The organism is Pseudomonas sp. AC211 (genome assembly GCF_979258055.1).
Genome location: NZ_OZ409830.1, coordinates 269,798 through 282,056, shown reverse-complemented (window position 1 = coordinate 282,056; position 12,259 = coordinate 269,798). Strand labels below are relative to the sequence as shown.

General features: G+C 62.1%; 8 protein-coding genes and 1 pseudogene. 1 reads left to right on the top strand and 8 read right to left on the bottom strand.

The window, feature by feature from the left end; translation table 11 throughout:
* Positions 1 to 2 precede the first annotated feature (2 nt).
* From ACZZZP_RS01400 to ACZZZP_RS01370, 7 genes and pseudogenes are all read right to left on the bottom strand, one after another.
* Entirely contained in the window at positions 3 to 560 is a 558-nt protein-coding gene (locus ACZZZP_RS01400; RefSeq protein WP_463384588.1) for a lipocalin family protein, read from the bottom strand.
* Positions 561 to 571: 11 nt separating this feature from the next.
* A complete protein-coding gene (gene bamE, locus ACZZZP_RS01395; RefSeq protein ID WP_122493520.1) occupies positions 572 to 826 on the bottom strand; it encodes an outer membrane protein assembly factor BamE domain-containing protein in 255 nt (84 codons plus the stop codon).
* Between the two features lie 59 nt (positions 827 to 885).
* Positions 886 to 1,488: a DUF924 family protein gene (locus ACZZZP_RS01390; protein ID WP_463384587.1), complete on the bottom strand. Its 603-nt coding sequence runs from the start codon at positions 1,486 to 1,488 to the stop codon at positions 886 to 888.
* Positions 1,489 to 1,491: 3 nt separating this feature from the next.
* Positions 1,492 to 2,502 carry a class 1 fructose-bisphosphatase gene (locus ACZZZP_RS01385; RefSeq protein ID WP_122453869.1) on the bottom strand — a complete coding sequence of 337 codons (1,011 nt, stop codon included), beginning with the start codon at positions 2,500 to 2,502 and terminating at the stop codon, positions 1,492 to 1,494.
* A 113-nt stretch (positions 2,503 to 2,615) separates the two neighbouring features.
* Positions 2,616 to 4,271, bottom strand: a complete 1,656-nt coding sequence (locus ACZZZP_RS01380) for a histidine kinase N-terminal 7TM domain-containing diguanylate cyclase (RefSeq protein WP_463384586.1) — start codon at positions 4,269 to 4,271, stop codon at positions 2,616 to 2,618.
* 183 nt (positions 4,272 to 4,454) lie between these two features.
* Positions 4,455 to 5,817, bottom strand: a pseudogene (locus ACZZZP_RS01375) (DUF3999 domain-containing protein).
* A gap of 23 nt (positions 5,818 to 5,840) precedes the next feature.
* Positions 5,841 to 9,497: a DUF2339 domain-containing protein gene (locus ACZZZP_RS01370; protein ID WP_463384784.1), complete on the bottom strand. Its 3,657-nt coding sequence runs from the start codon at positions 9,495 to 9,497 to the stop codon at positions 5,841 to 5,843.
* A gap of 300 nt (positions 9,498 to 9,797) precedes the next feature.
* Here ACZZZP_RS01370 and ACZZZP_RS01365 point away from each other — a divergent pair, with 300 nt between their 5' ends.
* Positions 9,798 to 10,205: a YkgJ family cysteine cluster protein gene (locus ACZZZP_RS01365; RefSeq protein ID WP_122453866.1), complete on the top strand. Its 408-nt coding sequence runs from the start codon at positions 9,798 to 9,800 to the stop codon at positions 10,203 to 10,205.
* Between the two features lie 189 nt (positions 10,206 to 10,394).
* Here ACZZZP_RS01365 and typA read toward each other — a convergent pair whose 3' ends face one another.
* The gene (gene typA / locus ACZZZP_RS01360; RefSeq protein WP_463536205.1) at positions 10,395 to 12,215 is read right to left on the bottom strand and encodes a translational GTPase TypA; all 1,821 of its coding nucleotides are present in this window, start codon (positions 12,213 to 12,215) and stop codon (positions 10,395 to 10,397) included.
* Positions 12,216 to 12,259: the final 44 nt, after the last annotated feature.

Sequence of the window (12,259 nt, the reverse complement as noted above, 5' to 3'; positions counted from 1 at the left end):
TGCTACTTCTTGATCGACCCATCCGGCGTGCGCCAGATCAGTTTGCCGGTTTCGTAGTTTTGGCCCTTGGCGATTTCCAGCAGCTTTTCACGCATGCCGGGTTTCAGCTCCGGTGTGCGCGACAACAGCCACAGGTATTCGTGGTCCGGGCTGCCGACCATGGCGGTCTCGTAGTCGTCGTCCAGGTAAAGCACCCAGTACTGACCCTTGGTCACGCCGGGCAGCACATCACTTACCCAGTTATCGAACGTCACCCAGAGCTTGTCGGTTTTGCCTTCAACTTGCGGCACCGCCTCGCCTTTGGCTTCCTGCCACTCGCCTTCCAGCGTGCGGCAGCGATTGAGCACGCCCACTTTGCCGTCGGCTTGCAGGGTGTAGTGGGCTTCGGATTGGGCGCAGTCACGCTGGAAGAACATCGGCAAACGCGCCGCTTCATACCAGGTGCCTTGGTAGCGTTCGAGGTCTACCTTTTCCACGGTTTTCGGCGGCACCGGGCCGGTGCCGGAGTTGGCGCAGCCGCTGAGCAGCAGCGCGGCCAGTAATGTCAGACGCAAACGCATAAGCGAGCTCCTTATTTCAGACCATGGCCTGCGAACACCACCACTTTTTCGCCGGCGTATTGAATGCTGATGTAGCGTTTTTCATCGCCCCAGGTGCAGCTGGTAAGTCCCAGCGCGCCAGAGCAGTCGGCCGGCGAACCGAGCAGGCTTTCGACCTCGGCTTTGCTCATGCCGACCTGAATTTTTGAGTAGTTGTCTTGGTTGATCTTGCTGCACGCGGTGATCAGCACACAGGCTGACAAGAGCAAGAAACGACGCAGGGTCATGGAAGAACTCCAAGGCAGGAAAAGTAGGGGCAGGCGACAAGCAACTGCCTGCTTGGACGTCAGAAGCCGGAACCCGGTTCCTTGAGATAGGAAATTTCCTCGGCCGTACTGTCACGACCAAGTGCCTGATTTCGATGGGGAAAACGACCGAACCGAGCAATCACCTGTTGATGCCGGCGAGCGTGATCAAGGGTGTTTTCGAAGTACGCACGCTCATCCTCGTCCACTTGCTCAAGCAAGGCAGCGAAGCATTCGATAGACAAGTCTTGGGCGGCGAGGTTTTCGGTGTGTTCGAGCACCAGGAACACGAAGAGTTGCTCCACGGGCGCCAGTGCTTGATCCCAACCAGCGGCCAAACCACGGGCCACTAACTGCTGAGCGCGCGCATCACCGGAATAGGCGAACGGGCTGTCGCGGTGAATCATGCGGGGCAGCTGATCGAGCAGCAGAATCAGCGCAAGCCAGCCCTCGGCGGTTTCCGTCCAGCCTTCCAATTCCCCCGCCAGTGCTTGGCGCACCAGCGGCGAAAACTGTTCACGGGCGTATTCGTCTTGGGCAGCGTGCTTGCCGAACCACAGGCGATTCTGCAACTCGGCAACCTCGGCCGCCGTTTCACCGGAACCAAACCACCAGTCCAGCAACGGCTGCCAAGGGGCGCTCACGGCTTAACCCTGATGGTAAGCAGTGACGCGCTCGACTTCTTCTTTCGAGCCCAGGTAAACGGCTACGCGCTGGTGCAGGGAAGTCGGCTGAATGTCGAGGATGCGTTCCAGGCCGTTAGTCGAAACGCCACCGGCCTGCTCGACGATAAAGGACATCGGGTTGGCTTCGTACATCAGGCGCAGCTTGCCGGGCTTGCTCGGCTCGCGCGAATCACGCGGGTACATGAACAGACCGCCGCGGGTGAGGATGCGGTGTACATCGGCAACCATCGCCGCGACCCAGCGCATGTTGTAGTTCTTGCCCAGCGGGCCTTCTTCACCGGCCAACAGCTCGCCCACGTAGCGGCTGACTGGCGCTTCCCAGTGGCGGGAATTGGACATGTTGATGGCGAATTCAGCGGTGGTTTCCGGAATGCGAATGTCGTCGTGGGTGAGCACGAAGCTGCCCAGCTCGCGGTCGAGGGTGAAGCCTTTTACGCCGTTGCCCAGGGTCAGCACCAGCATGGTTTGCGGACCGTAAATGGCGTAGCCGGCGCACACTTGCTTGGTGCCCGGTTGCAGGAAAGCCTGCTCGTCGAGGCTGTCGTTCTGGCTCAGGTATTGGTCGGGGCAACGCAGCACCGAGAAGATGGTGCCAACCGAGACGTTGACGTCGATGTTGGAGGAGCCGTCCAACGGATCGAACACCAACAGGTAGGCGCCTTTCGGGTATTTGCCGGGGATCTGGTAGGCGTTGTCCATTTCTTCGGACGCCATACCGGCCAGGTGGCCGCCCCATTCGTTGGCTTCGAGCAGAATCTCGTTGGAGATGACGTCGAGTTTCTTCTGCACTTCACCCTGCACGTTTTCGGTGCCCATGCTGCCCAGTACGCCACCCAGGGCGCCTTTGGATACCGCGTGGCTGATCTCTTTGCAGGCACGCGCGACCACTTCGATCAGGAAGCGCAGATCGGCGGGAGTGTTGTTACTTCGGGTCTGCTCGATCAAGTAGCGGCTGAGGGTAACGCGGGACATGGAAGGCTCCAGAGGGTTTGAAATCCCGCGCAGTTTAGCGCGAGTCTGTCAGCAATTCCTCCTGTCAGACCCAGGGGCTGTCAGGAGAGTTCAGTACTTGCCTAGGACATTGCCTAGAGCGACGCACTATCCATGCCACAAACTCTGTTACGACCGCTACGTTTGGCTTGGTAGAGCGCTTTGTCAGCGATTTGCAGCAGGTCATCCAGGAACTCGCCCTGGGCTGGCCAGAACGCCAAGCCGGCGGACAACGTGACGGCTTGCGGACCATTGCGCGTGGCCACTTGGGTGGTCGCCAACTGCATGCAAATGGCCTCAACGCGCTGGCGCGCTTCTTCTGGCGCGACGCCGGGCAGAATCAGCAGGAACTCCTCACCACCGATACGAAATACCGCGTCGGTACTGCGCAAGGCATCGGTGAGCAACTGCGAAACCAGCACCAGCACGTCATCGCCGACCAAGTGGCCATGGGCGTCGTTGAGCGCTTTGAAATGGTCGAGGTCGATCAGCGCCAGCGCCAACGGTCTCTGCTCGCGCTGGGCGCGGGCCAGTTCACGGTCGAAGAATTCTTCGAGGTAGCGGCGGTTATACAGGCCGGTCAGCGGATCGCGCAGGGCCTGTTCTTGCAAGCGCTCGTGCAGGCTGGAAATGGTGCGCAGGCGGTCTTCGCTCACGGCCAGGGCTTCGGCCAACTTGCTCTCGCTGATGTGGCGCTGGGTGACGTCGCGCAGGTAGAGCATTTGCCCCAGCACCGAGGAACTGCTGCGCGTGGCGCGCTCAATGGCGCGGCAAGACACTTCGAAATAGCGAGCCGGACTGTCCAGCGTCAGCAGCCGATCACCATTGGCGCTCAGCGGTTGGCTCAGTGCGGCTTCCAGCGCGGCGCCATAAACCGGCCACTCGGCCAGGGGCACGCCTTGCCAGGTATCGCTTTGGCCGGCCAGGCGGCACGCCGCCGGGTTGGCTTCGAGCACGCGCTGTTGGGTGTCGACCACCAGCACCGGATCGAGCAATTCCTCAAGCAACAAATGCCGCGCCACGGGCAGCAGATCAAACAGCCGCACGCCGACAATCAGCCAGGAAAACGCCAGCAAGGTGAAGGCGAAACAGAACGGCGTCGGGTCGAAGCCAAACAGCTGAACGTCCCAAAAAACATAGGAGAGGTTGGCGCCCCACGGCAGCAGCGTGACCAGCCCGAACGCCAGGTAATGACGGCGATGCACACCCGTGCTGAGCACAGCCGCTTTGATCACCACGGCCAGGCAGAACAGCACAAAGGCGTACTCGTAGATTGCCGTGGCGTAGAACAACGGGCCGTGCCGGTAAAGAATCGGCGCGCCGGGCAGTTCGGAGGCGGGGCCCGTGTCCGGTGTATAAAACAAGCCATGCCACGGGTTGCTCAACGCTAACGCCCAAACCACCAAGGGCACCACGGCGAACACCGCGACCTGACTCAGCGGCAGCGGCTGCCGCTCGCTGTTGACGTATTGCCAAAGAAACACCGCCCAGAAGGTGGGCAAACCGACGATGCCCGGCCACGCCATGCTGGCCCAGAACTGCTTGCATTCACCGCCCTGCGCAGCCAACTCCAGGCTGGCGGCGAGCAGCCACCAGAGGCTGGCCATATGCAAGAGAAAGAAACTATCCCGACCGGGAAAGCTGCGTTGGCGGGTAACCCAATGGGCAAGCATGACCACGCCCAGGCATACCACTAGGGTAAACACCACCGGCATGCTCAACGCCCAACCTGAATTACTGCAAAGGCTCATGACCCTACACCTACAGCCAAACGGCCCATCGCCCGGAACCGGGGAGCCATCTGCGGGTAAATGGTAGAAAGGTGCACCGGCCCAGCCAGAAGGCTCAATGCCAGTATCGAAGCGAACGCGCAACGATACGCCATCTAAGCGGAAAAACGTAGGTGGGCCAGGTAGGGTTGAGCGGGGCCCACCTTACTCCTGAGGCTTTTGCGCCTTTAACAAGCTAAGCGCCATGCCTACCAGCAGGGCCACACCCACGAGCAACACAGCCCAAAGCCCGTAACGCTGCCAGTCAACATTCGCGGCGGGGCTTGCCGTCTGCGTGGCGGGCGGTGCCGCCACCGGCGTGCCGGCCTTGGCGATGCCGAGCGAGGCCAGGCGTTTATCGTCGTAGCCGGGAATCAGCGTGCTCAGCGGCAAGTTGTTGGCCGTACCACTCGCGTTACCCAGCGCCAGCACATACGGCGCGCTGCCCCGGGCGAGGAACACCAACTGCGTTGAGCGCAAGCCGATGCGCACGGTCGGCGCGGCCTGGCCCAGCCCGCCGCCGCGCGGGTCGACCTGCAAGCGCAGGTGTTGCACCCACTGGCCGGGTAGCTGCAGCTCATCATGGATCACGTCTTTGCCATTTTCCGGCAGGCGATACAGCAGGCCGCGCGTAAGCGACTGCCAATTGTCTTTGCTGTCACGCCGGGTGCTGACAGTAACCGGGGCCAGCGTGTTGGCTTGCGTCAGCTCCACGCGCAGCAGCTCAAGGGGCAACGGCACGGGCAAGTCGAGGGTGTATTCGCCGTCTTTCACCTGCTTGGTTGGCAAACCGTCGGACCACGACACCGGCGCCGCCACGCTGTTGTGGGTGGTGCTGCTCAGCTCGGCGCTGACCAACACCAGGTGCTTTTTGCGGCGCCAGCCAGAGCAAGCGCAAGTAGCGGGCGCGCTGGCCCGGCAAGGTGGTGTCGCGCTGTTCGATGCGCTCATCGGCGAAGGCCAGGCGGGCGATCTGGCCGTCTTCCCACGGGGTCCAGGTTTGCAGGTCGTCGCTGGCCTCGATGGAGAAGCGCTGGAAGCCGTCCTGCTCGGAGGTCCAGTCTAGGCTCAGTTTGTTCAGCGGCGCGTCAATGGCGCTGGCGTCGAGCAGCCAGCCGCGCAGCACCTGATTGGGTTTGTCGGTGGCAGTCGCCGCCTCCGGGCCAACTTCAACAATGGTGCCCGTGGTGGTGCGCTGTACCCGCACGCTCGGCGCGCCGGCCGGGGCGTCGGCGGCGGCGTACAGCGGGAACCATTTCACCGCGGTGGCGGTGTTGGTTTCGCTGCGTTCGGCACTGCCAGCGGTCAAGGCATAGGCCTGCGCCTGGCCTTCGGCGTTGAATACGCGCACGTCCCGCAAGTCGCCGAAGCGTGCGGCCAGGCGCAAAGCCATGGGCACTTCGAGCCGGTACCACGGCCCTTCGCCACTCAGGGTCAGGGGAACCTGGGTGGTGTAGTCCGCTGGCTGCTCGGCAAACGCGCCGGCGCAGGCCAGCGTGATCGCACCACCCACTATCACGCGGCGCATGGCCGCCAAAGAAAACAACGCACTCATGAACTGACCTGCTCTTCTTCAGTTTCAGTGGCCGCATGCCGAGGTGGCAGTGGCGCGAAATAGCCGACCACCAGCAACAGCACGCCGACACCAATAAACGACACGATGCGCTCCAGACCGCCACGGTTGCCCAGCTCGACAAAGAACAGCTTGGCGACCACCACGGCAATCAACGCGGCGCCCACCAACCACACTTCGCGACGGCTGCGCAGATGGCCGAAAATCATCAGCGCCAGGGCGATTAGCGTCCACACAATCGACAAGCCCGCCTGCACCAGCATCGATTCCAGCAGCAAATCCAACTGATACGGCACGCCGCCCCAGTGGTGCGCCGCGCGGAACACCAAAGCGGTGAACAAGGCAAACAACGAGGCGCCCGCCACCACCTGCGGCAGCCAGCCCAGGCGTTCGCCGTTGGGCAGGTGCGGCAAGGCGGTATGCAGCCAGCGACATACGCCGAACAAGGCGAACAACAACCCCAGCTCCAGCGGGTTGATCAGTGGCACGTAGGGCAGCGGGTCGGCATTGCCGTCGCTGGCGATATTGGCCAGCCAGAACCAACCGAGCATCAGCACCGCCAACGGCAGCGCGGCCAAGTGACGGTACTCGCGCGGGTAAGCGCGCACCGGCCACGGCCAATTACGCGGCGAGGCCATGGCCAGCAGGTAAATGCTCGGCAGCACCGCCCAACCCAACCAGCGCCAGGCGTTGTAATGGTCGGACAGCACGTACAGCAAATAACGCAGCTCCAGCGCCAGCACGCCGAGAATCAGCCAGCAGCCGAGCACATGCGCAGCGCTCAATGCGTTCGCGGGCAGCAAACCGGCCAAGCGGCGCAACGACCACAGGTGCACGGCAAATACCAAGCCCCACGCCAGCCAACCGAAGTGGGCCGCCGGGTGATAGGCCTCGTGCCAGATGTACAACAGCACCACGCCGGCAGCCGGCACCAGCATCGGACACAGCAACGCCAGTGCCTGCCATTTCTCCCGCCCAGCCAGCCAACTCCAGAGCGCCACGCTCACCGCCGCCGCCATCAGCAATAACGGCGCCTGCAACGCCGGCTCGGCAAAACGCAGCACTTCGCTGACAGTCGCCAGCACCCACCAACCGGCGCCCCATACCAGCAGAAGTTGCGACAGCCGTTCCAAACTCAGCGAGCCCATTACATCGGCATCGTTGCGGGCGGCGCGCATCAGGCGCCAGGCGCCAACCATGGCGGCCAGCGCCAGGGTTGCGGGCGTCCAGAAGCCGGCATGGGCCAGCGGGCGCAGGCCTTCGCTGCTCAGCGGCCCCAGCAACAGCGGACTGGCCGCCAGAAACGCCACGCCACCCACTGCCTGCAGCAGCAATCCAAAGACAAAACTGGCGCGCTGTTGCAAATGCAGGCTCAGCCACACGATCAGCAAACCGCTGCCCGCCCACACCGCGCTGGCGGTTTGCCAAGGCAGCACAAACAGCACGGCCAGATTGATAAACACCAGGCCCACCAGCAGCACCAGCGACAGCCCGCGCATCAGGCCGGCGTCGTTGCGCACTTCTTTATCGCGCGCCGCCACCAACATGCCGCCGACCAGCGCCAGGCCAATCAACGAGGCCACCAGCAAGCCGCGCCAGCCAGCACTGAACACGCCGCTGTCGTCGCCGGTCGCGCCGCGCAGTTGCAGCAGGAACAAGGCACCACCCACCAACTGCACGGCGAACGAGGAAAACAGGAAGCTGCGGGCGCGGATGCGCAAGCCGACAAACAAAGTCGCCAAGCCCGCCAACGCCCAGACGATAGCCGTGGCTTCGGCACGCAGGTTCAGCGGCGCCAACAGATAAAGGAACGTCAGGCCCAGCACTGCCAGCATCGGCAGAAACCGGCGCTCCAGCTCGGTGGTGTGATCATCCGGGGCTTTGCGCAATTGGTAATGGCTGAACAACAACGCCAGGCCGAGCATCAACGCCCCGAGCCATGAGCCGTAGAGCAGCGAGGTAACGCCGATGTGCAGGTCCACCAGAAACGCCAGCGCCGCGCCCAGTTGCAACAGCAGGGCAAAGGCACGAGCCAATGGCCGTTGCTGACGCAGGCCCAGCCAGTAAATGCCGGCACCCTCGACGGCCCAGGCGGCGGAGGTCCAGCTGGCGTCCAGCCCCAACGGAATGGCCAGCGAACCGAAGATCACGCCCAGCGCCATGCAGGTTTCCACCAGCAGCAAGGCACGGCCCGGTGCGCGACCGACCAGAATGCGGGCGATGAGCATATACAGCAGGCCCATGGCCAAGGCGCTGAACGCGGCGGCGAACTCAATGTGGTGCACCAGTGCGAACTGCAAGCCAAAGCCCACCAGCGGCGGGCCGAATAGCATGGTGCCGTCGACATAGTCGCCCTGGCGGCGGGACCAGAGCAGCAGCGCGTCGCGGCTGTCGTTCACTGGGCCGACGCTGTGCTCGCGCAATTTGCGGCGGGCGAACAGCAGGCCGATGGCGACGTACATCAGGAAGAACACGATCAGGAAAGGCTCAGTGCTCCACAGCAGTTCCGGCGTGTAGGAGCGTATGCCCCAGGCGAAGCCGATGCCGAAGGTGCCGACGAAACCGATCAGGTTGAGCATGCGCCACGCCTTGAACCAGGCGATGGCGAAGATGCCGCTGTTGAGCAGGATGAAGTATGAGAACAGCGCGACGTGATTGCCGCTGCCGGTGGAGGTCAGAATCGGCGCCGCAAAACCGCCCAGGGCGGCGACGGCGGCCAACGCCATGGCGTTCTGCGTGACAGCAAGAATGGCCGAGCAGATGGTGACGATCACCAACAGGCTCAGGGCCATTTTCGGGTCGAGCAGCGGATGCAGGCGGAAGGCCGCGAACACCGTCAGGTACAGCACGGCGATGCCGGTGCCCTGCAGCATCAAGGCGTAATTGGGGTTGCGTAGCCGCAGCCACCAACCCAGCGCCAGCAACGCCACCGCACTGGCGGCCACACCGGCATAACGCACCTGCACCGGCACGACCATGCCTTCGGTGGCGTAACGCAGCAAAAAGGCCAGACCGAGAAACAGCAGCACCACGCCAATGCGCAGTACGGTATTACCCCCGAACAGCCAGTTCTTCGCGGCGCTGAAACCGCGTTCGAACAGATTCGGTTCGCGAGGAGTCGGCGGGGCCGGCGGTTGGCGAGGCGGCGCAGCGGACGCCACAGGCTCGCGGGCCCAGTCGCTGACGGGCATTTGGTCGACAACGCCGGTCACCGGCTTCGGCGGTGTGGCCAGCAACTCGGGCGGAAGCTCGAATACCAAGCCAGGCTCGATGGTGGGAACGGCAACCGGCTCGGGCTGCGGGTCGAATTCGAAGGTGAAATCCAGATCGTCGACGGCGCCGCTGGAAATGGGCGCTTCGGCTGCTGTGGCCGGCGCGGGGGGCGGCTCGGCAACGGGAGCGCTGCCGCCGGTGGCGAGGCGCTCTTCAAGATGCGTTAGGCGTGTGGTGACGGCGAGGGTGCCGCGCTCGAAGCGCTCGGCGAAACCGCTCAGCTTGGTCTGCAACTCGTCGTTGCGCTGCTGCAGGTTGCGCAGTTGCAACCAGAGACCGATGGCAAAACCCAGCGAAGCGCCGAGTAACCCTTCCGTGATCGACTCATCCAGCGAAACGCCGATGAGCAGACCGACCAGCATGAAAATCCATTGCATGCAGCGCTTCCTAGTCAGGCGAAGTGCCAGCCAGAGACTGCCGCCGTTATAGCGGCGTCACATCCCGCCACCGGGCATCCCTGTCCAGCACGCGCAGGCCGTGGCCCGCAACGGCGGCAGTATATCCGCCCTACCCCACCGCACCGCTACTACCAGCGCACGCTTTGCGCGTGATTCGGCGGATGGTTGTTCACAATTTCACCAATATCGCTATGATGCCGCCCCCACCGCTTCGCGCCCCTCCCCCACTGGCCGGGCGCAGCGTTTTCCTCAGGTATGCACGTCATGACAAAGTTATTGGTAGTTGGCGCTGAGCTCGATCGCACCGACACCTGGATCAAATACGAACGCACCATGTGCAGCAGCTGCGTGTCGAGCTGCTGCACCATGCCGGTGGAAGTGAAGTTCAACGACCTGCTGCGCATCGGCCTGGTGCAAGAGTTCGAACGCAGCGAACCGGCCAAGCAGATCGCCAAACGCCTGATGAAAGAAGGTGTGGTGGAACGTTTCAACCAGAAGTACGGCATCTACACGCTGACGCGCATGGGCAACAACGATTGCCTGTATCTGGACCGCAAAAGCCGGTTGTGCACCATTTACGAACAGCGCCCGGATACCTGCCGCAACCACCCCAAGATTGGGCCTCGGCCGGGGTATTGTGCGTATAAGCCGAAGGCGGTTGGGAAGGTTTAGGGCAAGCGCCTGCGCTGCTTTTTTTGTAGGAGCGACCTTGGTCGCGAACGGCGCAAACGCCGCTCTGTAATTCCGTTTGCAGGGTTCGCGAGCAAGCTCGCTCCTAAGGCCTCTGAGAAGAAACGCAGCTAAAAAAAAACGCCCCCGGTCTCGCGACCGGGGGCGTTTTTATTTAGCCGAAGCTAAACCTTACTTGGCGGCCTTTTTAGCAGCGCGGGTGCGCTCGCCTTCGTCCAGGATCTTCTTACGAAGACGGATGGATTTTGGCGTCACTTCGCACAGCTCGTCGTCCTGGATGAATTCCAGAGCTTGTTCCAGGGTGAAGCGAACCGGCGGAACCAGGGCGATGGTTTCGTCCTTGCCCGAAGCACGCATGTTGTCGAGCTTCTTGCCTTTGGTTGGGTTCACGCCCAGGTCGTTGTCACGGCTGTTCAGACCAACGATCTGACCGTTGTAGATGTCCTGACCGTGCTCAACGAACAGCTTGCCGCGCGCTTGCAGGGTTTCCAGGGAGTAGGTCAGTGCCTTGCCGGTTTCAACCGAAACCAGAACGCCGTTCTGACGGCCAGACATGTGGCCCGACTTCATCACGTCGTAACGGTCGAAGATCGAGGTCAGGATGCCGGCACCGTTGGTGAGGGTCAGGAACTGGTTACGGAAACCGATCAGACCACGGGCTGGAATGTTGTATTCCAGACGTACACGGCCTTTGCCATCCGGGGACATGTTGGTCAGGTCGCCTTTACGCAGACCCATCTCTTCCATGACCTTGCCCTGCGATTCTTCAGGGATGTCGATGGTGACGTTTTCGAACGGTTCGTTCTTCACGCCATCAACCACACGGATGATTACTTCCGGACGGCCTACGCCCATTTCAAAACCTTCGCGACGCATGGTTTCGATCAGTACGGACAAGTGCAGCTCGCCACGGCCCGATACTTTGAAACGGTCAGCCGAGTCGCCTTCTTCAACGCGCAGGGCCACGTTGTACAGCAGCTCTTTGTCCAGACGCTCTTTGATGTTGCGGCTGGTCACGAACTTGCCTTCTTTACCGCAGAACGGCGAGTCGTTTACCTGGAAGGTCATCGAAACGGTCGGCTCGTCAACGGTCAACGGCTTCATGGCTTCAACGTTGTTCACGTCGCACAGGGTGTCGGAGATGAACAGCTGGTCCATACCGCTGATGCAGACGATGTCGCCAGCGGCGGCTTCTTCTACGTCTACGCGGTGCAGGCCGTGGTGACCCATCAGCTTGAGGATACGACCGTTGCGGCGCTTGCCGTCAGCGTCGATGGCCACAACCGGGGTGTTCGGCTTGACGCGACCACGGGCGATACGGCCAACGCCGATAATGCCGAGGAAGCTGTTGTAGTCCAGTGCCGAGATTTGCATCTGGAACGGACCGTCGCGGTCAACGGCCGGAGCCGGAACGTTGTCGACGATGGACTGGTACAGCGGGGTCGTGTCTTCAGCCATGTCGGTGTGGTCGAGACCAGCAATACCGTTCAGGGCGGAGGCGTAAACCACTTTGAAGTCGAGCTGTTCTTCGGTAGCACCCAGGTTGTCGAACAGGTCGAAAATCTGGTCCAGAACCCAATCCGGACGCGCGCCTGGACGGTCAACTTTGTTGATCACAACGATAGGACGCAAGCCGGCTTCGAAGGCTTTCTTGGTTACGAAGCGGGTTTGTGGCATCGGGCCGTCTTGGGCGTCGACCAGCAGCAGAACCGAGTCAACCATCGACATAACGCGCTCAACTTCGCCGCCGAGGTCGGCGTGGCCGGGGGTGTCGACGATGTTGATGTGGTAGCCGTTCCAGTTGATCGCGGTGTTCTTGGCAAGAATGGTAATGCCGCGCTCTTTTTCCTGGTCGTTGGAGTCCATCACGCGCTCGTCGTTGAGCTCGTTGCGCTCCAGGGTGCCGGATTGACGCAGGAGTTTATCAACCAGGGTGGTCTTACCATGGTCAACGTGGGCGATGATGGCGATGTTGCGTAGATTTTCGATCACTTTTGCATCTCGATCAGAGGATTCGGTTCGCCGCTAAGTCTAGG